Annotated in this window: 18 protein-coding genes and 2 riboswitches; of the genes, 8 read left to right on the top strand and 10 right to left on the bottom strand. The window is 66.9% G+C overall.

Going from position 1 to position 25,115, the window contains the following annotated elements:
• The first annotated feature begins 103 nt into the window (after nucleotides 1–103).
• Nucleotides 104–2,863, top strand: coding sequence for a UPF0182 family membrane protein (locus tag ACTRWB_RS16690; RefSeq protein ID WP_446902537.1), 2,760 nt, complete (start codon nucleotides 104–106; stop codon nucleotides 2,861–2,863).
• A 66-nt stretch (nucleotides 2,864–2,929) separates the two neighbouring features.
• Here the strand turns inward: ACTRWB_RS16690 and ACTRWB_RS16685 are convergent, their stop codons facing one another.
• From ACTRWB_RS16685 to ACTRWB_RS16645, 9 genes are all read right to left on the bottom strand, one after another.
• Nucleotides 2,930–4,300: an MFS transporter gene (locus ACTRWB_RS16685; RefSeq protein WP_193102708.1), complete on the bottom strand. Its 1,371-nt coding sequence runs from the start codon at nucleotides 4,298–4,300 to the stop codon at nucleotides 2,930–2,932.
• A 223-nt stretch (nucleotides 4,301–4,523) separates the two neighbouring features.
• Nucleotides 4,524–5,057, bottom strand: a complete 534-nt coding sequence (locus tag ACTRWB_RS16680; RefSeq protein WP_446902536.1) for a toxin — start codon at nucleotides 5,055–5,057, stop codon at nucleotides 4,524–4,526.
• An 87-nt stretch (nucleotides 5,058–5,144) separates the two neighbouring features.
• Nucleotides 5,145–5,825: a MarR family winged helix-turn-helix transcriptional regulator gene (locus ACTRWB_RS16675; protein ID WP_446902535.1), complete on the bottom strand. Its 681-nt coding sequence runs from the start codon at nucleotides 5,823–5,825 to the stop codon at nucleotides 5,145–5,147.
• Between the two features lie 113 nt (nucleotides 5,826–5,938).
• Entirely contained in the window at nucleotides 5,939–6,895 is a 957-nt protein-coding gene (locus tag ACTRWB_RS16670) for an alpha/beta hydrolase (protein WP_446902534.1), read from the bottom strand.
• Nucleotides 6,892–7,719, bottom strand: a complete 828-nt coding sequence (locus ACTRWB_RS16665; protein WP_446902533.1) for an SDR family NAD(P)-dependent oxidoreductase — start codon at nucleotides 7,717–7,719, stop codon at nucleotides 6,892–6,894. The genes ACTRWB_RS16670 and ACTRWB_RS16665 overlap by 4 nt, the downstream gene beginning before the upstream one ends.
• Before the next feature lie 11 nt (nucleotides 7,720–7,730).
• Nucleotides 7,731–8,999 (bottom strand): Rieske 2Fe-2S domain-containing protein, encoded by a 1,269-nt coding sequence (locus ACTRWB_RS16660; RefSeq protein ID WP_446902532.1) that lies wholly within the window; start codon nucleotides 8,997–8,999, stop codon nucleotides 7,731–7,733.
• Between the two features lie 24 nt (nucleotides 9,000–9,023).
• Nucleotides 9,024–10,325, bottom strand: coding sequence for a Rieske 2Fe-2S domain-containing protein (locus ACTRWB_RS16655; RefSeq protein ID WP_446902531.1), 1,302 nt, complete (start codon nucleotides 10,323–10,325; stop codon nucleotides 9,024–9,026).
• A gap of 45 nt (nucleotides 10,326–10,370) precedes the next feature.
• Nucleotides 10,371–11,369 (bottom strand): PDR/VanB family oxidoreductase, encoded by a 999-nt coding sequence (locus ACTRWB_RS16650; protein WP_446902530.1) that lies wholly within the window; start codon nucleotides 11,367–11,369, stop codon nucleotides 10,371–10,373.
• Between the two features lie 33 nt (nucleotides 11,370–11,402).
• Nucleotides 11,403–12,086, bottom strand: coding sequence for a bacteriohemerythrin (locus ACTRWB_RS16645; protein WP_446902529.1), 684 nt, complete (start codon nucleotides 12,084–12,086; stop codon nucleotides 11,403–11,405).
• Nucleotides 12,087–12,144: 58 nt separating this feature from the next.
• Between ACTRWB_RS16645 and ACTRWB_RS16640 the strand changes: the two genes are divergently transcribed.
• The 3 genes from ACTRWB_RS16640 to ACTRWB_RS16630 all read left to right on the top strand — a co-directional run bounded on the left by ACTRWB_RS16640 (nucleotide 12,145) and on the right by ACTRWB_RS16630 (nucleotide 16,148).
• Nucleotides 12,145–13,293, top strand: coding sequence for a porin (locus tag ACTRWB_RS16640; RefSeq protein ID WP_446902528.1), 1,149 nt, complete (start codon nucleotides 12,145–12,147; stop codon nucleotides 13,291–13,293).
• A 315-nt stretch (nucleotides 13,294–13,608) separates the two neighbouring features.
• Nucleotides 13,609–15,345: an AMP-binding protein gene (locus tag ACTRWB_RS16635; RefSeq protein WP_446902763.1), complete on the top strand. Its 1,737-nt coding sequence runs from the start codon at nucleotides 13,609–13,611 to the stop codon at nucleotides 15,343–15,345.
• A 14-nt stretch (nucleotides 15,346–15,359) separates the two neighbouring features.
• On the top strand, nucleotides 15,360–16,148 hold the full coding sequence (locus tag ACTRWB_RS16630) for an enoyl-CoA hydratase/isomerase family protein (RefSeq protein ID WP_446902527.1): 789 nt from the start codon (nucleotides 15,360–15,362) through the stop codon (nucleotides 16,146–16,148).
• A 116-nt stretch (nucleotides 16,149–16,264) separates the two neighbouring features.
• Here the strand turns inward: ACTRWB_RS16630 and ACTRWB_RS16625 are convergent, their stop codons facing one another.
• Entirely contained in the window at nucleotides 16,265–17,296 is a 1,032-nt protein-coding gene (locus ACTRWB_RS16625; protein ID WP_446902526.1) for an ABC transporter substrate-binding protein, read from the bottom strand.
• Nucleotides 17,297–17,432: 136 nt separating this feature from the next.
• Nucleotides 17,433–17,555, bottom strand: a riboswitch (guanidine-I (ykkC/yxkD leader).
• Nucleotides 17,556–18,012: 457 nt separating this feature from the next.
• Nucleotides 18,013–18,148: riboswitch (guanidine-I (ykkC/yxkD leader) on the top strand.
• Between the two features lie 58 nt (nucleotides 18,149–18,206).
• Here ACTRWB_RS16625 and ACTRWB_RS16620 point away from each other — a divergent pair.
• From ACTRWB_RS16620 to atzF, 4 genes are read left to right on the top strand one after another with little or no spacing between them, the layout of a single operon-like run.
• On the top strand, nucleotides 18,207–18,962 hold the full coding sequence (locus tag ACTRWB_RS16620; protein WP_129518148.1) for an urea amidolyase associated protein UAAP1: 756 nt from the start codon (nucleotides 18,207–18,209) through the stop codon (nucleotides 18,960–18,962).
• Between the two features lie 11 nt (nucleotides 18,963–18,973).
• Nucleotides 18,974–19,630: an urea amidolyase associated protein UAAP2 gene (locus ACTRWB_RS16615; protein WP_446902525.1), complete on the top strand. Its 657-nt coding sequence runs from the start codon at nucleotides 18,974–18,976 to the stop codon at nucleotides 19,628–19,630.
• Nucleotides 19,627–23,235, top strand: coding sequence for an urea carboxylase (gene uca, locus ACTRWB_RS16610; protein WP_446902524.1), 3,609 nt, complete (start codon nucleotides 19,627–19,629; stop codon nucleotides 23,233–23,235). Before ACTRWB_RS16615 ends, uca begins: the two co-directional genes overlap by 4 nt.
• Nucleotides 23,232–25,082 carry an allophanate hydrolase gene (gene atzF, locus ACTRWB_RS16605; protein WP_446902523.1) on the top strand — a complete coding sequence of 617 codons (1,851 nt, stop codon included), beginning with the start codon at nucleotides 23,232–23,234 and terminating at the stop codon, nucleotides 25,080–25,082. Before uca ends, atzF begins: the two co-directional genes overlap by 4 nt.
• Nucleotides 25,083–25,115: the final 33 nt, after the last annotated feature.

The raw sequence follows: 25,115 nt of genomic DNA, 5'->3' as shown, positions 1-25,115 counted from the left end.
GCATTCAGACATGCGGCCAGCCGCGATCCTCACCGACGGATCGGCGGCACACCCCGATCGGGCCGCAGCCGGCCACGCATGACGGCCCGGCAAAGGAGCCTCGATGCGCTCGCAAGCAACGTCCGTTTCGCGCCTGAAACGCTATGGGATCGCGGCTGCAATCGTCATCGCCTGCCTGATCGTCATCGGGCGCATTACCGGGGTCCTGGTCGACTGGCTGTGGTTCTCGTCGATCGGTTATGGCGGAGTGTACTGGACGGTCCTGTCCACGCGGGTGCTGCTGTTCGTCGCGGTGTTCGCCGCGGCGGCGGCCGCGATCGGCGCGTCGGGGTTGCTCGCGCATCGTCATGCAGGGCCCGTCGATGTCTGGCCGGTCGAGGACACTGCGTCGACGCGCGAGGAGGAAGTCCTTCTGGCGCTGGCAAGGGACGTCGCGTCGCGCATTCCATGGCGCGTGGTCATTGCGGCCGGCGCCGCCTTCCTCGGGCTTGCGATCGCCGCCGGTGCGATGTCGAACTGGGACGTTGCGCTGCGCTTTCTGCATCAGGTACCGTTCGGCGCGCGCGATCCGATCTTCGGCAAGGACATCGGTTTCTATCTGTTCGCGCTGCCCGTCTGGATCGTGCTGAAGAACCTGCTGCTGCAAGTGGTCGTGTGCTGCGCGATCGCCGCAGGCATCGTCTACTGGCTGCGCGGCGACATCACTCTGCGGCGGCCGAAGGGGCTTTCGTCGGCCGCCGCCGTTCACGGTTCGGCGCTACTGGCGCTCTTCTTCCTGCTGAAGGCGTGGTCGTGGTGGCTCGAACGCTTTCTGCTGCTCTACGACAACAACGGTGTCGTGGTCGGCGCCGGTTATACGGATGTCCACGTGATGCTGCCGGTGCTGTGGCTGCTCGTCGGCCTCGCCACGGCGTCGGCCGTTGCGATGCTGATCAACCTGCGCCGGCCCGGCTATCGGCTGCCGGCCGCTGCGGTGCTGCTGGTGTTCGGCACGTCGTTTGCGCTCGGCATACTCTATCCCGCGCTGTTCCAGCGCTTCTACGTGAAGCCGAGCGAGCTGCAGCTCGAGACGCCCTATATCCAGCACAACATCGCGCTGACGCGGCAGGCTTACGGGCTCGCGCAGATAGAAGTCAAACCGTTTGCAGCCGAGGAAGGGCTGAATCTCGCGTCGCTGCAGGCCAATCGCGCGACCGTCGACAACATCCGCCTGTGGGATGTGCAGCCGCTGATGGATACCTATGCACAGTTGCAGGAGATCAGGACTTACTACAAGTTCTTCTCCGTGGATATCGATCGCTACCGGCTCGACTCCGGCTACCGGCAGGTCATGCTGTCGGCGCGCGAGCTGGAGCAGACGATGCTGCCGGAGAATGCGCGAACCTGGGTGAACCTGCATCTGCTGTTCACCCACGGCAACGGCGTCGTGATGTCACCGGTCACGGAGAAATCCACGGAAGGCTTGCCGTCGCTTTATCTGCGTGACATTCCGCCTGCTGCGGAGGGCGGGCCAGCCATCAGCGAACCGCGCATTTACTTCGGCGAAGGCGGGCAGGGTTATGTGATCGTGAAGGGCAGCGTGCCCGAGTTCGACTACCCGAAGGGGGACAGCAACGTCTACACGTCCTACAGCGGGCGCGACGGTGTCGCGATCGGCGGCGTGGCGCGGCGCAGCCTGTTCGCGTGGCAGTTCGACGATCCGAACATCCTGCTGACGCACTACATCACGAACGACAGCAGGATCCTGTTTCGCCGCAACATCCGGGACCGGATCCGCACGATCGCGCCGTTCCTCGCGCTCGACCACGACCCGTACATCGTGGCCAGCAACGGCCGCCTGTTCTGGATGCAGGACGCCTATACGACCAGCCGCTGGTTTCCGTATGCGCCGCCCGGTGTCGGCGACGGCGCCAACTACATTCGCAACGCGGTCAAGGTGGTGGTCGACGCATACAACGGCACGGTCGACTTCTACGTCAGCGATCCGTCCGATCCGCTGGTGCGGACCTACGCGCGCATTTTCCCCGGCATGTTCAAGCCGCTCGACGCGATGCCGCAGGATCTGCAACGGCATATCCGCTACCCCGAAGACCTGTTTCTGATCCAGGCGAACCTCTACCGCGCGTATCACATGGACGCGCCGGAAGTGTTCTATAACCGCGAGGACCTCTGGCAGTTTCCGCGCGCGCTCGGCGATATCGACGGCGCCGACGCCGCGAACACGCGGATGGCGCCGTACTACACGATCATGCGGCTGCCCGGCGACGCGCAGGCCGGCTTCGTGCTGATGCTGCCGATGGTGCCGAGCCAGCGCGAGAACATGATCGCGTGGCTGGCCGCGCGTTGCGATCCGCCCGGGTACGGCAAGCTGATCGTCTACGCATTCCCCAAGGACAAGCTGATCTACGGGCCGTACCAGATCGAGGCGCGCATCCAGCAGAGCACGGAAATCTCGCAGCAGATCTCGCTGTGGAACCAGATGGGCTCGCGCGTGATCCGCGGCCATCTCGTGGTCGTGCCGATCGAGAACTCGATCCTCTACGTTTCGCCGCTTTATCTGCGAGCGGCGTCCGGCCAATTGCCCGAGCTGAAACGGGTGATCGCGGCCTACGGCGATCGCGTCGTGATGGAGGAGAACCTGAGCGAGGCGCTCGCCGCGCTCTTCAAGGAGACGGGGCCGGTGGCAGTGGCGGCGCCAGCGAGCGGCGCAGCGGATGCGCGCGCCCGCGACGCGCTGGCTCATTACAACCGCGCGATCGAGCGCCTGAAGGCGGGGGATTGGGCCGGCTTCGGCGCGGAACTCGATGCGCTGCGGCCGTTGCTCGAAGCGCTGGGCGCCGTGCGCGCGGATAACAAGAAGTGAGCGGGGTGCCGCCGAACGGGCGCGCACCCCATACCCTTCCCGGCGGCTCGATCGCCGGCCGGTTCGTCAGGTCACCGGCGGCGCGTGCCCGTGATCGCCCAACCCCCGCGCGTCGTCGTATTCCCGCGAAATATCCTTGTTCGTGTAGTCCCCGAGCTTCGATGCGGCGACCACGCTCAGTACCGCACACACCAGCACGTACGCCGCGATCGCATACCCCGAATGGTAGTAGGCGAACAGTGCCGTCGCGATCAGCGGTGCCGGGCCACCGGCAATGACCGACGCGAGCTGATAACCCATCGACGCGCCGCTATACCGCAACCGCCCGGTAAACGACTCGGCGATCAAGGCGGCCTGCGGCCCGTACATCATCGAATGCGGGACCAGCGACAGCACGATGGCCGCGAAGATCCAGACCGGGTTCCGGGTATCGACCATCGCGAAGTAGAGGAATCCGAATACACCGACGACCGCCGCACCGATTATGTACATTCGCCGCCGCCCGATCAGATCCGACACGTGCCCGAACAGCGGAATGGTGAAGAACTCGACCACGGACGCCACCAGCACCGCCGTCAGCAGCAGTTCGCGCGACACGCCCAGCGCCGTGATCCCGTAAGTGAACACGAACGCCGTATAGATATAGAACGGCGCCTGTTCGGCCATCCGCGCGAATGCCGACAGCACGATATCCCTTGGTTGCTTGCGCAACACTTCGAGCATCGGCGTCTTCTCGATCCGGCGCTCGGCCAGCAGCTTCGCGAAGATCGGCGTCTCGAGAATGTTCAGGCGGATATAGAGCCCGATCGCGACCAGCACGATGCTGAGGAAAAACGGCACGCGCCAGCCCCACGCGAGGAAACTGCTGCCGGAAAACCAGCTCATGGCCAGCACGGCGAGGTTGGCGAGGAACAATCCGGCCGGCACGCCGAACTGCGGCCACGACGCGACGAAACCGCGATGTGCATTGGTGCGCGCCCACTCCATCGACATCAGGACCGAGCCGCCCCATTCGCCGCCCACGCCGACGCCCTGGATGAAACGCAGCACCGTGAGAATGACCGCGCCCCAGATGCCGATCGCGGCGTAAGTCGGCACGAAGGCCACGGCGAACGTGGCGAGCCCCATCAGCAACAGGGTCACGATCAGGGTGGCCTTGCGTCCGATGCGGTCGCCGTAATGGCCGAAGATCGCCGCGCCGACCGGCCGCGCGACAAAGCCGACGGCATAGATCAGGAACGCCTGCAGCGTGCCGACGAGCGGGTGGGATTGCGGGAAATACAGCTTTGCGAAGACCAGGCCGGTGACCGTGCTGTAGAGGAAAAAGTCATACCATTCGATCGTGGTGCCAATCGTGCTGGCGATGACGGCGCGGCGCAACTGGCGCCGGGCTTCCTCGTCGGAGAGGGGCGTGGCCGCGGATTGTGTGGCAGCCATGTTGATATCTCCCGGATAAGGGCGATAGAGAAATCAACCATACGCCCGGCGATGGGTTCCGGCAAGTGCCCGCGGCTAGTGGATTGCACGGTGTCCAGGCCTTTCAGTCAGACATCCTTATATATCGCAACGTGATATTTAATGGCTGTTCGCCGCGACAAGGACGACGGACGAGGGTGGCGTGATGTTCAAACCGAACACGCGCGCGGATACCGCGTCGCATTCACCCGCCGGTGCGGGCATGCATGTCGATGAACGCCCGGGTACGCGATGGCTTGGTGATTTCCGTCCACTGCAGATGCGCGAATTTCGGATCGTCGCGCAGGGTGGCGAACTTGACGCGGTTCTTGTCGAACGTGGTGTATGACCACAGCAGCACCGAATCTCTGGAGCAGAACGCCATCCGCAGCGACTCCCGGTTGCCGTGCGAAAGCTCGGTGCGCATGAGCCCGCGGCTTACCGTGCGCCAGAGCACGCGGGAGAACACCGTCCATCGCCCGAAGTTGAGCCAGACGACGTGCGTGGCCCTCGACCAGAGCACGTCGCGCACGGCGCTGTAGTTCCCGTCGGCGACCCAGCGGTCGCCGGCCGTCGCGGCAAGCACCGCGTTCTCGAACTGCTGGGGCGGCACGGCTGTCCAGTCGGGGCCCCAGTAGAGTTGATCGAGTTCGATGTACGGGCAGCCCGCGGCAGCCGCCAGCGCGCTGGAGAATGTGGATTTCCCCGACCCGCTTGTTCCGACGACGACGAAGCGCATGTGTTTGACCGCGGTGGAATGGCGAGGCCGCGTATTGTGCCTGATGTGCCCGATAGATCCCGCTACACGCGCCGGCCGGCCCGCCGCTTACTTGCCGCCGCGCGGCGCGCGACGCGTTGGCTTGGCCCGCGCCGCGGGTGGCGCGCTGTCCGTATCGTCGGCGTCCGAAAGCACCAGGTCTTCCATCAACGCGAGCGTGCGCAGGCAGAAATCGTTGCCGGCTTCGCGCTCGGCATCGGAAAAATGCGCCATCGCCGGTGCGATCGACGATTCGTTCGCGAGCTTCACGACGGCCTTGTCTACGACGTCGAGCCCCTTCCGGGTGAGGTGGACGATGAACCCGCCGGCGTGACCCGGATCGGGCTGACGCTCCACCATCCCGAGGCTCGCGAGGCGGTCGATCTTCTTGGTGATCGCGCCCGACGTCACGAGCAGCGCGCGGTACAGATCGGTCGGACGTTTCGCATACGGGTGCCCGCTGCGGCGCAGCGCAAGCAGCACACGCATGTCGGACCCGCTGATGCCCCACATGCGCTGGCACATCTTGTCGAACGACTGCTCGACGAGGGTGCCGATCCGCATGAAGTAGATCGCCATCAGGAAATTCGACAGGTCGAGTTCGCTGTGCTCGTGCTGCCATTGCAGCGTGATCAGTTCGATCAGGCTGTGACGCGGCAGGCTCGCCTTGGGAGCGGATTCCGTCTGCGCCGGCGCTGCTTTCGTGCCGGTTCGGTTGCGGGCGGGCTGCTTTGCGTCTGCGGTGCTCATCTCGATGGCTTCCTTGGAAGGGCGTGCGACCGGATCGATCGTAACGGGGCGATGACCGGCGTGGCTGACCGCCATTGTACGTAAGTTTCCCGGTCGCACGTTCGCGTCGCTCGCTACCCGGCGTGTACGGCCGCACGCAGCATGTCGGCCACCTGCCGCTGGGCCAGCGCGGCGGCGCCGACCTCGCCGCGCATGCCGTAGAACGTGTGCAGCATCCCCGCATAACGCACGCACGTCGTCGCCACGCCCGCTTCGGCGAGCTTGCGCGCATAGGCTTCGCCGTCGTCGCACAGCACGTCGCACTCGGCGGTGATCACGAGGGCCGGCGGCAGGTCCGCGTGACTGGCCGCATGGAACGGCGACAGCGTCCAGACCGACGGCGACACGCCGTGATCGAGCGCGTACTCGCGGAACGCATGCGCGACGTCGGCGGTGCGCTGCACGAAACCTTCCGCATAAACGGACCGCGACGCGTGGTGCTGCGTGGCGTCGGTCGCCGGATACACGAGCGCCTGCGCGAGGATGCGCGGGTGTGCCTGCTCCCGCGCAAGCAGGCACACGACGGCGGCGAGATTGCCGCCGGCCGATTCGCCGAACACGGTCAGCCGCCCGGTCGGCAACCCGTGCTCATGCCCGTGCTCGGTTACCCAGCAGGTCGCCGCCCACACGTCTTCCAGCGCCGCCGGGAACGGATGTTCGGGTGCCAGCCGATAGTCGACGCTGATCACGGCCAGCCCGGAATCGTTGGCCAGGTGCCGGCACACGGCGTCGAAACTGTCGAGATTGCCCATCCGCCAGCCGCCGCCGTGAAAGGCCATCGTCGCGCCGGCGGCGCCATCGGGATGGTAGATGCGCACCGGGATGCCGCCGTACGGGCCGGGAATCGCGAGGTCGATTACCTTGTCGACGCGCGGGCCGGGCGCCCGCGTCGCGGTGCGCGCGGCGATGCCGGCGCGCGCGTCGTCGGCGCTCATCTGAGCGAGGCTCGGCCGCGCGGCGGCCGCGTCGGCAAACGCACGCAGCGACGGATGAATGAGGTCGCGTGGCGAAGGTTGTGTGATCTGGCTCATGGCGTGGGGGTTGCCGACGGGGCAAACGTGATGGCGGGAATGGCGGCCTTCACGCCGAGGCCGCCGTCGACGGTGACGATTTCACCGGCCATGTGGGCACTCAGGTCGGACGCGAGGAACAGCAGGTGGCCGGCGATTTCCGCGGGCGTGGCCGCGCGCCCGATCGGGATCGCTTCGCCGACCCGCGTCCAGGTCGCTTCGTCCAGCCGCTGGTTCAGGCGCGGCGTACGCACGAACCCTGGAGACACCGCGTTGATGCGCACGTTGTACGGCGCATACTCGACGCCGGCGCAGCGGACCAGATGGTGCAGCGCGGCCTTCGACGCCGCATACGCGACCTCGCTCGGCACCGCGCGATCGCCGGCGAGCGAGCCGACGAACGCGAACGTGCCGCCGCCGTCGGCCTTCATCAGCTCGCCGCCGATCTGCAGCGCGAGGTACGCGTGGCGTACGACGATGTCGAACTGCTGATTCCACGACGCATCGTCCACCGCGGACAGCGGCTTGATGCCCGCGACGCCGATGATGTCGACGACGCCGTGGATGCGGCCGAAGTGCTGGCGCGCCGTGTCGAACACGCGCTGCATGTCGTCGCGCGACGTGGCGTCGGCCGCACATGGCACGCCGTCGACAGCTTGGGCAATGCGGCGCGCGAGTGTTTCGTCGCGATCGACGCAGAGTACGCGTGCACCGGCCTGCGCGAGCGCATGAACCGTCTGCTCGCCGATGCCCTGGCCGGCGCCGAGCACCACGAAACCGCGCCCGTCGAGTCGCAGCAGGGACAGGTAGTCCGGCGTATCGCTGCGGGTTTGATCGTTCGTCATCAAGGTTCTCCTCACGCTTCGATGGTGTCGCGATGCGTCGGCAGCAGTTCCTGCCACGCCGCATCGTCCGCGAGTGGCCGGTCGCACGCGCTGACGCCGCGCAGATCGAGCCCGAGCGCCGGCGGCGGCTCGTTGTTCATCACGCGCTTGACTGCTGCCAGCAGCGCACGGCGCACCCGCACGACGGCCTGGTCCGCGGGCACCAGATGCTCGCGCGAACGGTCGTAGAGCGGCCCCTGGGACAGCCCGATCGTCGCGTCCTCGACTTCGACGCCGCGCAGACCGGTCCAGTTTTCCTTCATCCGCTCGCGGCTCTGGCCGAACGAATCGGCCCAGTTCGCGTTGAACGTGCAGTTCTGGCGATCGTAATACTTCGGATCGTCCAGGCCCAGCAGCTCGATGATCTTGTCTTCCGTGACCGGCGAATCGCCATGCACGACGATGTAGGTGCTCGTGTGCGTGTCGTCTTCCGGCACTTCGAGCACGGTGAACAAGAACGCCGGCGCCGGAATGATGCGGCCGTACGGCACGATGAACGGCACGACGCGCGCGTTGCGCACGCCCGGCTCGTCGGTCTTGCGCAGCGCGACGTAGTGAAAGCCGAACGCGGTGTCCTCGATCTTCAGCGACGGTTCGAGATCGTTCGACGCGAGCGCGGCCGGATTCACGACATCCGGATTGCGCGTGAACGCGTCGTCCTTCCAGCCGGGCCGCGCCATGTTGGTGTGCAGCACGCCGACGTGCGAGCTGTCCTCGCCGCCCTCGACCAGCTGCAGGTAGTTGCACGCGACGTTGATGCGCAGCACGACGCGATGGTTCGGCGCCGCATCCATGAACGCGTAGCGCGAAAACGCGGGCTCCAGTTCCTTCGGGCCGACATAGGCCCACACGATGCCGCCGGCCTCGCGCACCGGAAACGCGGGCGCCTTCATCCGAGCCGCATATTTCGGGTCCGCGTGGTTCGGCGTTTCCAGCACGGCGCCGGACACGCTGAACTTCCAGCCGTGATACAGGCAGCGAATGCCGCCTTCCTCGACACGGCCGAGCGCAAGCGACGCGCCGCGGTGCATGCACAGCTCCTCGAGCAGGCCGACCTGGCCGTTCGAGTCGCGGAACGCGACGTACTGCTCGCCGAGCAGGCGCACGCGCAGCGGTGCGCAGTCCGGATTCGGCAATTGCGCGGACGTGCAGACCGGGTGCCAGTAACGTCGCATCAATGCGCCGCCGGGCGTGCCCGGACCGACGCGGCACAGCATTTCGTTATCTTCGTGACTCAACATGTCGAACTCCTGTTTCAGACTGGGTTATGCGTTGCGTTGCGTGCGGGCGCCGGAAGACGACACGATCCGGTGGTGCGGAACCAGCTGTCGCCAGTCCTCGCCCGGGCCGATTTCGCCGGACACGCCGATCGCACGGCCCGATTCCGCGCGCAGCGCCGGAATGTCCTGCTGATCGCGCTCCGCGCGCGCACACGCGAGCAGCGTGCGATGCAGGCGGCTGATCGCGAGATCCGCGCTCGACAGCATTTCCTGCGACCGGTCGCGGATCGCGCCGCTCGAGATGCTGCATGCGGCGTCTTCCTGCGTGATGCTGTCGAATCCGGTGAAGTGGCCGTCGCGCTGCGCATGGCGATCCTGGCGATAGCCGTTGACGAACGACATCGCCGCCGGCGAGTCGCAGGTGTCGAGCGTCATTCCGTATTTGCGCAGCGTCGACTCGTCGAGGCCCACGAACTTGAGCTGCGCGCTGCGCAGCGGCTCTTCGCCGACGGGCTTGTCGGCATCCCACCACACGTGGAAGAAGTAGCAGCGCTCGTCGTTGATCGGCACCGCGGCGAGCCACACGTCGCCGTTCGCGTTGGCGATGAAGCCCGGCGTGATGAACGACGTGACGCGGGCGATGCGGTTGTCGCCGGCCTGGCGGATCGCGACGTAGTGAAAGCCGAAATCCGTCTCGTCCGCTTCGATCGCAGGGGCCGCGTCGAACTGCATGTGCGTGATCTTCCCCGCATAGTCCAGATCGGAGTCGTTGGTCTGGGCCAGCGCGGAGCTGTGCAGCACGGTCAGGTGCGACGAGTCGACGAGCCCTTCGATCACCTGCACGAAGTTGCAGTTGACGATCGCGCACACGTTGATGCGATGCGCGTCCGGCTGATCCATGAATGCCCGGTGCGGGAACGGCGGCGCGTTGCCCGCCGGGCCGAGATATGCCCACATCAGGCCGCCCGCTTCGCGCACCGGGTACGTGCGGCCCCTGATGCGATCCTTGAATTTCGGATCGGGAACGTTCGGCGTTTCGAGCACCGTTCCGTCCACCGCGAATTTCCAGCCGTGATAGATGCAGCGCAGGCCGTCGCCGTCCGCGCGGGCGAGCTGCATCGACGCGCCGCGGTGCAGGCAGCCTTCGTCGTAGAGGCCGGGCCGGCCGTCCCGGTCGCGCCAGACCACGAACCGCTGCCCGAGCAGCTCGATCGTTTTCGGGTCGCCGTCGGGCTGCGGCAGATCGGATGACTGGATCACCGGCAGCCAGAAGCGGCGCATCGCATTGCCCATCGCGGTGCCCGGGCCGGTGCGGCACATCAATTCATTGTCCTGCTTGGTCAACATGTGGATTCCCTCGTTGCAGTGTTCAGCGGGTCGCGGGCGGCGGCCTCAGAGATCGAGTACCAGCCGTGCAGTCTTCGCACGCGAGCAGCACGGCATGAAGCTGTCGTTGCGTGCTTTCTCGTCGTCGGTGAGATAGAGATCCCGATGGTCGGGCTCGCCGGCCAGCACCTTCGTCATGCAGGTGCCGCAAACGCCTTGTTCGCACGACAGCGGCAGGTTGAATCCGGCATCCAGCAACGCATGCGCGACGCTTTGGTCGGCCCGCACCTGGATCACTTCGCCGCTGCTGTGAATTTCGATTTCGAACGGACCGTCTTCGTCCGACGGCTCGACCGGCGCCGCCGCGAAATATTCGCGGTGCAGATGCGCGTCGTCCCAGCCGAGCGTGCGCGCGGTCTGCAGGATGTGATCCATGAAGCCTGTCGGCCCGCAGACATACAAATGCTTGTCGGTCGACGGCGAGCCGATCGCGGCACGCGCATCGAGGTGCTGCTCGGCCGGGCCGTCGTCGACGTGAACCTGCACCCGTGCGCGCGGATCGTCGACGGACGCCATCTGCTGCACGCGCTCGACGAATGCCATCCGCGCCAGCGAGCGGCCGCAGTAGTGCATCGCGAACGGCCGGTGCTCGCGCGCCAGCTGCTGCGCCATGCTGAGGATCGGCGTGATGCCGATGCCGCCCGCAAACAGCAGCGACTGCTCGGGGCCGCGGTGCAGCGCGAAGTGATTGCGCGGCGCGCTGATCGACAGCGTGTCTCCTGCGCGGACGTCGTCGTGCAGGCTCGCGGATCCGCCGCGCGATTGCGGATCGCGCAGCACGCCGATGCGATAGCGCGACGGCTCGCCCGGCAGGTCGTACAGCGAGTACTGACGCACGAGTCCGCTAGGCAGGTGCACGTCGATATGCGCACCCGCTTCGAAGTCGGGCAACCGATCGTCCGACAGCGACGCGAACTCAAAGCCGACGATGTCGTCGGCCAGCCACGTCTTCGCGGATACGCCGACTCGCAGCAGCGCGTTCGGTGAGAGAGGGGTCTGTTCCATGATGAGCATTCGAATGAAAAAGAGGGGCGTGCGTCACGCCGCGACCGCAACACGGCGCCGGATGACGACCGGGGCCGCGCCCAGTTGTTGCTGAACGAGCCAGCGCGCGAGCCCCTGGTCCATCACGCGCACATGTTCGGGAAACCATCCGGCCAACGCGCGGGCGAATGCCCGGACGACCTGCGGCCGGCCTTCGGCCAGCGCGGCGCGAACCTCGTCGATCGACCGCAGCACGGCCGCGTGCTCGTCGATATGGCAGCCCGCGGAGCCATAGGCCGTGTCGCGCATCGAGGCATCCTCGTCGCCGAAGTGGTCGTGCGCATGCGCGGCAAACGCATCGAGCGCACGTTCGAGGTCGTCGTCTGGTGTCGTGAGCAGCGCATTCACGCATGCGACGAATTCGTGGTGCGTGTCGTCCATCGACCCGTGACCGAGCGCGTAGTCGTCGCTCCAGACGAAGCCGGCGGTGTCGGCCGGCGACGGCATGCTCCGGGGATGAGCGGCCGCCTGATGATCTTCTGACTCTTTCATTTTCCTGTCTCGCCACATGAATCGGATCAGACGAATCTTATTCGTCTTCCGTGGAAGATAGATAACGATGAACCAAATGTCGAGGTAGGGAAAACTATGAGGCGCTTCAATTTCCCGCAAATCCCCTGTAAACGCGCCACTCCGAGCAAGCATAGGGTAACTCACGACCCGGCTGTCGGTTGACATGGAAGATGTGTGATTACTATCTTCCGTGGAAGACATGGATTACATGGAGGCAGCAAAAATGAGTCTGCGGACAAATGGGTTTGGAGAAGGGTTAACGCGGCGCAACGCGGTCTGGCTCGGACTGTCGACGCTCGCGATGTGCGCGTCCGGAGTGGCGCACGCGCAATCGAGCGTGACGCTGTACGGGATCATCGATACCGGCGTCGAATACGTGACGAACGTCGGGCCCCAGAAGAAGAGCGTGGTGAAGGTGCCGCAACTCACCGGGTCGTTGCCGTCGCGGTGGGGCCTTCGCGGCAAGGAGGATCTGGGCGGCGGCCTGAGCGCGGTCTTCGTGCTGGAGTCGGGTTTTTCGCCGGGGCAGGGGACGCTGAACCAGAGCGGCCGCCTGTTCGGCCGGCAGGCGTACGTCGGGCTGTCGGGGCGGTGGGGCACGCTGTCGGTCGGCCGTCAGTATTCGCAGATCTATTGGGCGATACCGGGCGATACGATGGGGCCGAACATCTATGCGGCAGGGCTGCTCGACACCTATCTGTCCCAGGCGCGCCTCGACAACACGATCGTCTACAGCATTACGTCGTCGGGCCTTACCTTCGGCGTCAGCTATTCGCTCGGGCGGGACGCGGTCGCGCCCGCGGCCGCCGGCGGATGCGCGGGCCAGTCGCCGACCGACTATCGCGCGTGCAAGTCGATCTCCGCGATGCTGAAATACGAGGCGGACAGCTGGGGCATCGCGACCGCGTTCGATCGCAACTATGGCGGCGGCGGGCCCGACTCGCCGCTGCCGTACAGCTCGCAGACCGACACCCGGGCCGTCATCGACGGCTACGTGAAGTTCGGCACGGCGACGATCGGCGGCGGTTTCCTGCATCGCATCAACCACGGGGAGATGGCACCGGGCGTGTTCGATGCGAGCAGCAATTACTGGTGGCTCGGGGCGACCTATCTGCCGGTTCCGAGCATCGTCCTCGACGCGCAGTTCGGCCATCTCACCGTGAACGGATACGACGCCGGCGCCTCCGTGATCGCGGCGCGCGCGATGTATCTGCTGTCGAAGCGCAGCTCCGTCTACGTGACGGCAGGGCGCATCTTCAATCAGCGCGACTCCGTGCTCACGATCGACGGCGGTACTGCGGGCACGTCTTCGTGGCCGGCGCCGGGCGTGGACCAGACCGGGGTGATGGTCGGCATTCGCCATATGTTCTGAAGAAACGGTGCGCGCGTCGTTCGTGCGGGCTCGCATCACGGCGAAGACGGTTTTATACGCTTCCATGGATGACGTTATCTCGTCTTTCGAGAGCGTACGCGTGCATCGTTCCACTCGATATCCCGGGTTGAAATTGTAGATTTCTCCGCGATTGAAGGACCATTCATGCGGAAACAACCTCTCACCACGATACGGGAAGAATCCCGTATTGACATCTTCCTAGGAAGATACAATGATGCATCCCGGAAACGGATCGGACGAAGCCCACGCGCGAGTCGTGGCAAGCGTTGCGCCGGTGAAACTCTGGAGACACAAATGAAGATGCAGCCTGGAACATCCGGGGCCGACGACGTTGCGACGCTGCCGGTCAGTGGACTGTCCTACGTCAAAGGCGCCACCGGCTTCGCGTTGAGCGAACTGACGGTGCCGGCGCTGCTGGCCGAGACCGTGAAGCTTCACGGCGAACGTCCGGCTGTCGTATTCCGCGCGCAAGGCGTGCGCTGGAACTGGCAGGCGTTCGCCGAAGAAGTCGATGCGATGGCCGCCGGCCTGCATGCGATGGGCCTGCGCCGGGGTGACCGGATCGGCATCTGGTCACCCAACCGGTTCGAATGGACCGCGACGCAGTTCGCGACTGCCCGGCTCGGCCTGATCCTGGTCAACGTCAATCCGGCGTATCGGCTCGCGGAGCTTGAATACGCGCTGAACAAGGTGGGCTGCAAGGCCATCGTCGCGCCCGAGTCGTTCAAGACATCCCGCTACCTGGACATGCTGCAGACCCTGGCCCCCGAGCTGCAGCACTGCGCGCCCGGCGAATTGCGTGCGGCAAGGCTGCCCACGCTGCGATGGGTGATTCGCATGGAAGAGGTGCGCACGCCGGGCATGCTGACGTATCGGCAGGTGCTTGAGCGCGGCGCAGGCGTGCCGATAGACGAGCTGGATGCGATTGCCGCGGCGCTCGATGCCAACGACCCGATCAACATCCAGTTCACCAGCGGCACCACCGGCGCGCCCAAGGGCGCCACGCTGACTCATCGGAACATCATCAACAATGCACGGTTCGTGGCGGCGGCCATGAATCTGCGGGAAACGGACCGGCTGTGCGTGCCCGTACCGCTGTATCACTGCTTCGGCATGGTGATGTCGGTCCTCGCGTGTACGGCCAGCGGCGCGTGCATGGTGTTTCCGGGCGAGGCGTTCGATGCGTCGACCACCATGGCGGCCGTGAGCGACGAGCGTTGCACCGCGCTGCACGGCGTCCCGACGATGTTCATCGCGCAGCTCGACCACCCTGATTTCGCGCGCCACGATTTCTCCAGCCTGCGCACCGGCATCATGGCCGGCGCGCCGTGCCCGATCGAGGTGATGAAGCGGGTGGTCGCGAACATGCACATGACGGAAGTCACGATTGCCTACGGCATGACGGAAACCAGCCCGGTGTCGTTCCAGAGCGCGACGGACGATCCGCTCGACAAGCGGGTGTCGACAGTCGGCCGCATCCAGCCGCATCTCGAGTGCAAGGTGGTCGATGCGGACGGGAACGTCGTGCCGATCGGGCAGACGGGCGAACTGTGCACCCGCGGCTACTCGGTCATGCTCGGCTACTGGGACGACGACGCGCGCACGCAGGATTCGATTCGCGACGGCTGGATGTTCACCGGCGACCTCGCGACGATCGATGCCGACGGCTACTGCAATATCGTCGGACGCGTGAAGGACATGCTCATTCGCGGCGGCGAGAACGTCTACCCGCGCGAGATCGAGGAGTTCCTGTTCCGCCATCCCAAGGTGCAGAGCGTGCAGGTATTCGGGGTGCCCGATCAAAAGTACGGCGAGGAGATCTGCGCGTGGATCGTGCTCAAGCCAGGCGAGGATGCGTCCGAGGACGAGATCCGCGACTTCTGCCGTGACCAGATCGCGCACTTCAAGATCCCGCGTTATATCCGCTTCGTCGAAGACATGCCGATGACGGTGACCGGCAAGGCGCAGAAGTTCGCGATGCGCGAAAGCATGATCCGGGAACTCGATCTGAATCCAAGCAAAACTGCCTGATCAAGGAGACAAACATGAAATCCGTCCGTTTCGAGCGTCACGATTCCGTTGGCCACATCGTGCTCGGCAACCCGCCGCTCAACCTGATTGCCACCGCGTTTTCCGAACACCTGAGCGACGCGATCCACGAGGCCAGCGAAGCGAACATCCGCGCGCTGCTGGTTCGTGCGGAAGGCCCGAACTTCAGCCAGGGCGGCGATATCCTCGATTTCATCGACAAGGAATTCAACGCGTGGCGCACCTTCATCAGCGACATGCATCACGCGTATCGCAAGATCGAAGCACTGCAGATTCCGACCGTGTGTGCGGTGCGCGGCCGGGCCTGGGGCGGCGCGTTCGAACTGGCGCTCGCATGCGACCTGGTCGTGGCGGCGGATAACGCGTCGTTCCGCTGCATCGAGCCGTCGGTCGGCACCATTCCCGTCTGCGGCGCCGTTCAACGGATTGCGGAACGCGCGGGGCCGGCGCGGGCGGCACGCTACGTCATGTTGAGCGAGGTGATGTCGGGTACGACGGCGGGCGAACTGGGGATCGCCGCGTTCGTGGTCCCGGAAGCCGATGTGGAAAGCGCTGCGCAGGATCTGGCGATCCGGCTGGCGAATGGTCCGACGCGCTCGTATGCGGCCATCCGCGCGCTGCTGAAAGCGTGGTCGGCGGGTGGTGTGCCGGGCGCCGACCAGGTGGTGCTCGATCTCGGGATGCCGCTGCACAACACCGAAGATGCGCGACGCGGACGCACGGCGCGCGTCGAGGCGATGCAGCGGGGGGTGGAACCGGAGCCGGTGGTTTTTTATGGGCGGTGATGCGAGGTTGAATGGCGCGTCGGCTCCGCTGCCGGCGCACGCGCCGTGCGCCGGCGCCGACGTGATACCACTCGACGCATTGCACATGCCGGCCGCACTCGACGGCCCGGCCACCCTCAGGGCGACGTCACCAAGCGCGGATCGATATACGCGTCGATTTCCTGCGACTGCTTGTAGACCGCGTTGCGCACGTTGAAGGCATTCGCGTTGCGCGTCGATCCGTAGATCGAATCGAGGCCGTCACCCTTGCGGAACGCCTGCTTCGCGGCCGCGGCATCGAGCAGGTGCGTGCCCTTCAGCAGCGGCAGATATTGCGCCGGCGTGAGGCCCACGCGGGCGGACATGATCTTCACCGCGTCGGCCTGCGTCTTCGGATCGTTGATGTATGCGACGCAGCGATACCAGACCTTGACGACCTTGGCCCAGTCGGCCCGGCGCGCGGCGAGGCTGGTCGGCGTCACCGTGATCGCGTCGTAGATCAGCCCCGGCGCATCCGCCGACGTGAAGATCGCGCGCGCACCCGGCGCGCGTTTCAGCGCTTCGCCGGCGTTGGGCTGCCACGCCGCGATCGCCGCGATGTCGGACGACGCGCCGAGCACCTGCGGCAGTTCGTTGGTCTTCGCGTTGACGAGCGTGACATCGCCGTCCTTCAGGCCATGCTTCTGCAGCGCGGTTTCGAGCAGCAGGTGATCGACGAGCCCGAGCTCGACGCCGACCTTCCTGCCTTTCAGGCCTTCGACGGTCCGCAGCGGGGGCTTCGCGATGATCATGTCGTTGCCGGCCGAATAGTCGGTGAGCAGGATCATCACGTTCTTCGCGCCGGACGCGCCCGTGACGAGCGCATCGCCGTTGGTCACCGCGACCGCGTCGAGCTTGCCCGCGGAGAACGCATCGAGCGACGCCGAGTAATCGAACCATTCGAAATCGACGTCGACACCGGCTTCCTTGAACCAGCCCTTGTCGAGCGCGACCTGGAACGCGACCCAGCCGGGCCAGTCGCTGTAGCCGATTTTCAGCGGGGGCGCCGCATGTGCGGCGGGCGCGGCGAACAGCGACGTCGTGACGGCAACGGCGGCAAGCGCATGGCGAATGGAACGAAGGTGCCGGGAGGACAGCAGGCGGCGGAACGGCGAGGCGAGGCGGGTCATCGTTTTCTCCAGGAGACCGGGATCGGGATCGTCGGCACGGATCGCGCCTATGCGCGATCCGGCCGCGTGACCGGTTCCTGCGGATGCGGGACAAACGACCGGCCACGGAGAGGCGCGACGGCCGTCGCCATCGCCAATCTCCCGGGCTTTTGTCCCGCCGTGTAGCGCCATGCGCGCACGATCCGACGACCGTACGCACCGACACCGGGCTGCTCTCGGACCAGACGTTCGATGAACCGGAACCCTAGCATCCCTAAGATGCGACTCCGCCGCACCTCTCGGCATCGTGGCGAGCGAGAAGCATGCCAGCGGCGTTTTCCGACGGCCGCCGCGAGTCGGAAACGAGTCGTTCAGCGCCGCCGCGCGGCACGCTGCAGTTCGATGAAGCGGACGGAGAACAGCGCTGTCAGCGCGCGCCGCAGCAGGTCGAGTTTGTTCATGAGCGGTCGGTCGGCAGAGTAACGGTGCCCGTATTCAGCAATGGCCATGCCATGGCGAGCGAACGCGGTGCGCGAGCGTCCCGGTGCCCCGCGCTGGTGCCGGCCGCGTTCGTGTGGTGCGCACGCTGCCCAACTCGAGGGCGGGCCGGCACGCGTGCATGGCGCGCCGTTCGGTCGCCCGTGCACCGCTGCACGGGGCCTCGCTCGCCCGAATGCCCACGCTGGCACGCAACTCGCTTAGTCACCGTCCGAGAGGTGCGAAGCAATTTGCATCATCTTCAGGATCGCTAGGGTTCCGGTCGCGCGGCGTCACACGCCGCGCGATGCCTGGTCCGAGAGCAATCCGGTCTTGCCGCCTGCCTTGTTGCGAGGATCCGGCGAGGCTCCACGGAGGGACAAAAGCCCGGGAGGTCGCGATGTCGTTCGGTCGCCCTCTCACGCCTTTTGTCCAACCGATCCGAGGAGCCGCCATGTCGCCAAGCCCCCAAGCCTCGCTTGCCCCGTTGCCGCACGTCGTGTGGGAAACGGTCATTCCCGCCGGAACCCATTGGTCCGGTATCCTGCGCCGCGGTCTCGCGCTGCGCATCGTCGACGTCGACGGCGGCGCGAACCTGTCCGCCGTGTTTCATCGCCACGAAGATCCGCTCGAACGCTACAACATGGCCGATACGCTGAAGGCGCAGCACACCGCGCACCTGACGCGCGGCCACGCGCTGTATACGGACATGGGCCGCGTGATCGCGTCGATCACGGCCGACACGCTCGGCTGGCACGATCCGCTCGGCGGCATCGGCGACGCGCGGCTGTTCGCGCGCAAGTACGGCGCTTCGTCGTATCAGGCCGAACGCAACGCGATGATCCGCAACGGCCGCGACAGTCTCGTGCTCGAACTCGCGAAATACGGGCTGTCCGCACGCGACCTCGTCGCGAACGTCAATTTCTTCAGCAAGCTCGCGCCGCGCGACGACGGTTCGTTCGACTTCGTCCCGGGCCATTCGCCGGCCGGCAGTACGTTCGACCTGCGTTTCGAAATGAATACGCTCGCCGCGTTCTCCACCGCGCCGCATCCGCTCGATCCGCAGCCGGCCTATGCGCCGAAACCCGTGAAGCTGATCGCGTACCGCGCATACCCGGCCGATGCGGCAGCGCCGGAAGCCGACCCGTGCCGCACCGCATGCGCGGAAAACACGCGCGGCTTCGTCAATACCGACCGACTGTTCGCGTGAGGAGACCCGACATGCCGATCATCGAAAGCCGCCTCGACCCGCGGCACGCGATCCACGACACCACGCTGAATGCGGGCGAACCGTGGCTGTACGACGTGAAGCGCGGACAGGTGCTGCGCATCCTCGATCTGGAAGGCAATCAGGCCGTCGACACGCTGTTCTATCGCACCGACGCACCCGACGAGCGCTACAGCGCGCAGGACACGATCCGCGAGCAGCGCAACCTGTACCTGAGCGCCGGCAGCGTGCTGCTGTCCAGTCTCGGCAATCCGATGGTGACGATCGTCGCCGATACCTGCGGCCGCCACGACACGCTCGGCGGCGCCTGCGCGGCCGAAAGCAACACGGTGCGCTACGCGCTCGACAAGCGCCACATGCACAACTGCCGCGACAGCTTCCTCAACGCGATCGCGCACTGCGCATGCGGCACCGGCGCGCGGCTGACCAAGCGCGACCTCGTCGGCAACGTCAATTTCTTCATGAACGTGCCGGTCACGCCGCTCGGCGGGCTGACGTTCGAGGACGGTATTTCCGCGCCCGGCAAGTATGTCGAGATGCGCGCGGAGATGGATGTCACGGTGCTGATCTCGAACTGCCCGCAGCTCAACAACCCGTGCAACGGCTACAACCCGACGCCGGTGCGGCTGACGATCTGGGGACCGCAATGAGATTCTCCAAAGTCCTCGTCGCGAACCGCGGCGAAATCGCTTGCCGCGTCATCCGCACGCTGAAGCGGCTCGGCATCGCGTCGGTCGCGATCTACTCGGAGGCCGATCGCGATGCCTGCCACGTGATACTTGCCGACGAAGCCGTCCGCGTCGGCCCCGCGCCGGCGGCCGACAGCTACCTGAACGTCGCCGCGATCCTCGCTGCGGCGCGCGCGACCGGTGCGCAGGCCGTGCATCCCGGTTACGGCTTTCTGTCGGAGAACGCCGATTTCGCCGACGCATGCGAGGCCGCCGGACTGCGCTTCATCGGGCCGCGCGGTACGCAGATGCGCGCGTTCGGCCTCAAGCACACCGCGCGCGAACTGGCGCGTGCGCACGATATCGCGCTGCTGCCCGGCACCGGGCTGCTCGCCGATGTCGCGACGGCACTCGCCGAAGCCGATGCGATCGGCTATCCGGTCATGCTGAAGAGCACGGCGGGCGGTGGCGGTATCGGCATGTCGCTGTGCCGCGACGCCACGCAGCTCGCGGCAGCCTTTGATTCCGTCGTGCGGCTCGGCAGCGCGAACTTCGCGCATGCGGGTGTCTATCTGGAGAAATTCGTCGAGCACGCACGACATATCGAGGTGCAGATTTTCGGCGACGGGCGCGGCGGCGTGATCGCGCTCGGCGAGCGCGACTGCTCGGTGCAACGGCGCAACCAGAAGGTGATCGAGGAAACGCCCGCGCCGGATCTCGCCGACGCCGAGCGCGCCGCGCTGCACGCGAGCGCGGTGCGGCTCGCGCGCGCGGTCGCCTATGCGTCGGCCGGCACGGTCGAGTTCGTGTTCGATGCGCGCGAGCGCCGCTGCTATTTTCTCGAGGTGAATACGCGGCTGCAGGTCGAGCATTGCGTGACGGAAGCCGTGACCGGCATCGATCTCGTCGAATGGATGATCCTGCAGGCCGAAGGCGACCTGCCGCCGCTCGATGCGCTCGCCGTCGCGCCGCGCGGCGCGAGCATCCAGGTACGGCTCTATGCGGAGGATCCGCACAAGCAATTCCGGCCGAGCGCGGGCGTGCTCACGCATGTTGCGTTTCCGGACACGGTGCGCGTCGATACGTGGATCGACTCGGGCACCGAGGTCAGCGCCTATTACGATCCGCTGCTCGCGAAACTGATCGTGCGCGGCGATACGCGCCGCGACGCGTTGGCGGCATTGCGCGACGCGCTGGCGGCCACCGAGTTATACGGGATCGAGACCAATCTCGACTATCTGCGCGCGATCGCCGGTTCCGACACGTTCGCGCGCGGCGCGCAGACGACCGCGTTCCTGTCGCGTTTCGCGTTCGCGCCGCATACGATCGACGTGCTCGACGGCGGCGTGCAGACGACCGTGCAGCAAACGCCGGGACGTGTCGGCTACTGGGCCGTGGGCGTGCCGCCGTCCGGGCCGATGGACGACCGCGCGTTCGATCTCACGAATGCGCTGCTCGGCAATCCGAGCGACGCGGCCGGCCTCGAGTTCACGATGGTCGGCGCGACACTGCGCTTCAATACCGACACGCTGTTCGTGCTCGGCGGCGCGCCGCTCGCCGCGACGCTCGACGGCGTGCCCGCACCGTTCTGGCAAGTGCTGCGTGCGGAGTCCGGTGCGGTGCTGAAGCTGGGCGGCGTGACGGGCGCCGGCGTGCGCGCATGCCTCGCGGTGAAGGGCGGGCTGCAGGTGCCCGACTATCTGGGCAGCAAGGCGACCTTCACGCTCGGTCAGTTCGGCGGCCACGCGGGCCGTGCGCTGCGCAAGGGCGACGTGTTGCACCTACATGCGGATGCGGGACGCGGCGAAGCCGGCGCGACGCTCGCCCACGCCGAGCGGCCGGTGCTCACGCACGCATGGACGCTCGGCGTGCTCGACGGCCCGCACGGCGCGCCCGATTTCTTCACGGCGGACGACATCGCGATGCTGTACGACACGCGCTGGACGGTCCATTACAACTCGAGCCGCACGGGCGTGCGGCTGATCGGTCCGAAGCCCCGATGGGCGCGCGCGGACGGCGGCGAAGCGGGCCTGCATCCGTCGAATATCCACGACAACGCGTATGCGATCGGCGCCGTCGATTTCACCGGGGACATGCCGGTGATCCTCGGGCCCGACGGGCCGAGCCTCGGCGGCTTCGTGTGCCCGGTGACGGTCGTGCGCGACGAACTGTGGAAGCTCGGGCAGTTGCGGCCGGGTGACACCGTGCAGTTCGCGCGCGTAACTGCCATGCCCGCGCACGCGCCGACGCTGGCGGCGCCCGCGCTGCTGCCCGCGTCCGGCGCTGCGACCAACGACGCGAACGACTGCGTGCTGTACCGCGATCCGGCGGCCGGCAACGGCATTGGCGTCGTCTACCGGCGCTCGGGCGATCGCAACGTGCTGATCGAGTATGGTCCGCTCGTGCTCGACCTGAACCTGCGCTTTCGGGTGCACGCGCTGATGTGCTGGCTCGACGCGCACCGGCTGCCCGGCATGCTCGACCTCACGCCCGGCATCCGTTCGCTGCAGGTGCATTTCGATGCGCACGCGCTACCGCTCGATGTGCTGCTCGCACATCTGCAGGTGGCCGAGCGCGAACTGCCGGACGTTGCCGACATGCGCGTGCCGAACCGGATCGTGCACCTGCCGCTGTCGTGGGACGACCCGTCGACACGTATCGCGATCGAGCGCTACATGCAGTCGGTGCGGCCGGACGCGCCATGGTGCCCGAGCAATATCGAGTTCATCCGCCGGATCAACGGGCTGGACGGCATCGACGACGTGAAGCGCATCGTGTTCGACGCGCGCTATCTGGTCATGGGGCTCGGCGACGTCTATCTCGGCGCGCCCGTCGCGACGCCGCTCGATCCGCGGCACCGGCTGGTCACGACCAAGTACAACCCGGCGCGCACGTGGACGCCGGAGAACGCGGTCGGCATCGGCGGCGCGTACCTGTGCGTGTACGGGATGGAAGGGCCCGGCGGCTATCAGTTCGTCGGCCGCACGGTGCAGATGTGGAACCGTCACCACACGACGCGCGCGTTCGAGCCCGGCAAGCCGTGGCTGCTGCGGTTCTTCGACGAAATCCGCTTCTACGAGGTCAACGAGGCCGAGCTGGCCGGGCTGCGCGCGGATTTCATCGCGGGCCGTGCCGAACTGAAGATCGAGGAATCCGTGTTCGATCTCGGCGCGTACAACCGCTTCCTGTGCGACGAAGCCGACTCGATTGCCGCGTTCAAGGCGACGCAGCAGGCCGCGTTCGACGACGAGCGCGAGCGCTGGCGGGCCGCCGGCCACGCCGAGTATGTGGGCGAAGCCGGGCAGGGCGATGCCGGTGCGTTGCCGGCTGGCGACACGCTCACCGGCGCGCAGCGCGGCATCGCCGCCGACGTGTCGGGCAGCGTCTGGAAGGTACTGGTCGACACCGGCGCACGGGTGACCGAGGGGCAGGTCGTCGCGATTCTCGAATCGATGAAGATGGAGGTGCCGGTGGTGGCAACGGAAGATGGCGTGATCGAGGCGGTCGATTGCGTGCCCGGCGCGGCGGTAGTCGCCGGGCAGCGGCTGATGGTGATGCAGGCCGGCGCGGCCGAGGAGGTCGCATGAAGCCCTTCGATCGTCATTCGGTTCCCGACCTGCGCTCGATCGCCGCGCTGCGCGCACGGTACGAGGCCGGCAGCCTGACGCCGCATGCGCTCGTCGATGCGATCGCCGCGCACTTCGACGCGGGCGATCCGCATCATGCGTGGATCCGGCCGCTGACGCACAACGAAATGTCACGCTACGCGGATGCGCTGGCCGGACGCGACATCGCAACGCTGCCGCTGTATGGCGTGCCGTTCGCGATCAAGGACAACATCGACCTGGCCGGCATTCCGACGACGGCCGCGTGCCCCGCCTACGCGTATGTGCCGTCGCGCAGCGCGCCGGTCGTCGAGCGCTTGATCGCCGCCGGTGCGATCCCGATCGGCAAGACCAATCTCGACCAGTTCGCGACGGGATTGTCCGGGCAGCGCTCGCCGTACGGCGCGTGCCGCAATGCGCTCGATCCGCGTTATGCGTCGGGCGGATCGAGTTCGGGATCGGCCGTGGCCGTCGCGCTCGGCGTCGCCGCGTTCGCGCTCGGCACCGACACGGCCGGATCGGGCCGCGTGCCGGCCGCGTTCCACGGGCTCGTCGGGCTCAAGCCGACCAAGGGTGTGCTGAGTACGCTCGGCGTCGTGCCGGCGTGCCGGTCGCTCGACTGCGTGTCGCTGTTCGCGCATTCGCCGGGCGACGCGCGCGCGGTGTTCGCCGTTGCGCACGGCGTGACGGACGGCGATCCGTACGGACGCGCGTGGCAACCGCTGCTCGACGCGGGCGGTTGTCATGCACGGCACGCTCGACCGCTTGCCAGCATGCGCTTCGGCGTGCCGCGCGCCGATCAGCTCGAGTTCTTCGGCGATGCGTCGTATCGGGCCGCGTGGCAGTCGGCCGTCGAACGCCTGCGTACGACCGGCGCGCAGGTCGTCGAGATCGATTTCAGCGCGTTCCTCGCAACCGCGCGGCTGTTGTACGAAGGGCCCTGGGTCGCCGAGCGACGCGCCGCGATCGGCGCGTTCTTCGCGGAACAGCCCGACGCGCTGCATCCGGTGATTCGCGAGATCGTCGGCGGCGCGGCGCGCTTCAGTGCCGCCGATGCGTTCGCGGCGTTCGACCGGCTCGCCGCGCTGCGCGTCGACGCCGCCCGCGCCTGGGACGGCATCGACGCGATCGCGATGCCGACGTCGGCAACGACCGCGACCGTCGACGAACTCGAAGCCGATCCGATCGGCGTCAACGCGCGCTTCGGCTACTACACGAACTTCGTCAACCTGCTCGACCTGTCCGCGATCGCGGTACCGGCGGGCGTCTGCGAAACCGGGCACCACGCGGGTTTGCCGTTCGGCATCACGTTCGTCGGCCGCGCGCACGACGACGCGATGCTGCTCGATCTGGCCGACGCGTGGGTCGCTGCGCCGGCGGGCGAGGGCGGCGTCACGGCCGCGCAGCCGCTTGCCGTTTCGACGGGCGTCGTGCGCATGGCCGTCGTCGGTGCGCATCTCCGCGGCGAGCCGCTGAACGGGCAACTCACACAGCGCGGCGCGCGCTTCGTCGCCGCGACGACCACCGCGCCGGCCTACCGCCTCTACGCGTTGAGCGCGGCCGTATCGGGCGGCGTCGCGAAGCCGGGCCTCGTGCGCGTGCCGGAAGACGGTGCGGCAATTGCGGTCGAGATCTGGGAGATGCCGGTCGCTGCCTACGGCAGCTTCGTCGCCGGCATCGCCGCGCCGCTCGGCATCGGCACGCTGACGCTCGCGGGCGGCGCGCAGGTGCAGGGCTTCTTATGCGAACCCGCCGCGCTCGACGGGGCCGCGGACATCACGCGCTTCGGCGGCTGGCGCGCCTACCGCGCGAACGGTGCGCCGCACTGAACGTCCGGTCGCCCGCGACCGGCAAGCAACACG

The organism is Burkholderia sp. YIM B11467, assembly GCF_052952715.1.
Note: the sequence above shows the minus strand (reverse complement) of the source record. Positions and strands in the feature narration are given on the sequence as shown.

Coding starts and splice junctions, on each gene's coding strand:
- ACTRWB_RS16690 (WP_446902537.1), top strand. CDS start 104: ATGCGCTCGCAAGCAACGTCCGTTTCGCGCCTGAAACGCTATGGGATC.
- ACTRWB_RS16685 (WP_193102708.1), bottom strand. CDS start 4,300: ATGGCTGCCACACAATCCGCGGCCACGCCCCTCTCCGACGAGGAAGCC.
- ACTRWB_RS16680 (WP_446902536.1), bottom strand. CDS start 5,057: ATGCGCTTCGTCGTCGTCGGAACAAGCGGGTCGGGGAAATCCACATTC.
- ACTRWB_RS16675 (WP_446902535.1), bottom strand. CDS start 5,825: ATGAGCACCGCAGACGCAAAGCAGCCCGCCCGCAACCGAACCGGCACG.
- ACTRWB_RS16670 (WP_446902534.1), bottom strand. CDS start 6,895: ATGAGCCAGATCACACAACCTTCGCCACGCGACCTCATTCATCCGTCG.
- ACTRWB_RS16665 (WP_446902533.1), bottom strand. CDS start 7,719: ATGACGAACGATCAAACCCGCAGCGATACGCCGGACTACCTGTCCCTG.
- ACTRWB_RS16660 (WP_446902532.1), bottom strand. CDS start 8,999: ATGTTGAGTCACGAAGATAACGAAATGCTGTGCCGCGTCGGTCCGGGC.
- ACTRWB_RS16655 (WP_446902531.1), bottom strand. CDS start 10,325: ATGTTGACCAAGCAGGACAATGAATTGATGTGCCGCACCGGCCCGGGC.
- ACTRWB_RS16650 (WP_446902530.1), bottom strand. CDS start 11,369: ATGGAACAGACCCCTCTCTCACCGAACGCGCTGCTGCGAGTCGGCGTA.
- ACTRWB_RS16645 (WP_446902529.1), bottom strand. CDS start 12,086: ATGTCAACCGACAGCCGGGTCGTGAGTTACCCTATGCTTGCTCGGAGT.
- ACTRWB_RS16640 (WP_446902528.1), top strand. CDS start 12,145: ATGAGTCTGCGGACAAATGGGTTTGGAGAAGGGTTAACGCGGCGCAAC.
- ACTRWB_RS16635 (WP_446902763.1), top strand. CDS start 13,609: ATGAAGATGCAGCCTGGAACATCCGGGGCCGACGACGTTGCGACGCTG.
- ACTRWB_RS16630 (WP_446902527.1), top strand. CDS start 15,360: ATGAAATCCGTCCGTTTCGAGCGTCACGATTCCGTTGGCCACATCGTG.
- ACTRWB_RS16625 (WP_446902526.1), bottom strand. CDS start 17,296: ATGACCCGCCTCGCCTCGCCGTTCCGCCGCCTGCTGTCCTCCCGGCAC.
- ACTRWB_RS16620 (WP_129518148.1), top strand. CDS start 18,207: ATGTCGCCAAGCCCCCAAGCCTCGCTTGCCCCGTTGCCGCACGTCGTG.
- ACTRWB_RS16615 (WP_446902525.1), top strand. CDS start 18,974: ATGCCGATCATCGAAAGCCGCCTCGACCCGCGGCACGCGATCCACGAC.
- uca (WP_446902524.1), top strand. CDS start 19,627: ATGAGATTCTCCAAAGTCCTCGTCGCGAACCGCGGCGAAATCGCTTGC.
- atzF (WP_446902523.1), top strand. CDS start 23,232: ATGAAGCCCTTCGATCGTCATTCGGTTCCCGACCTGCGCTCGATCGCC.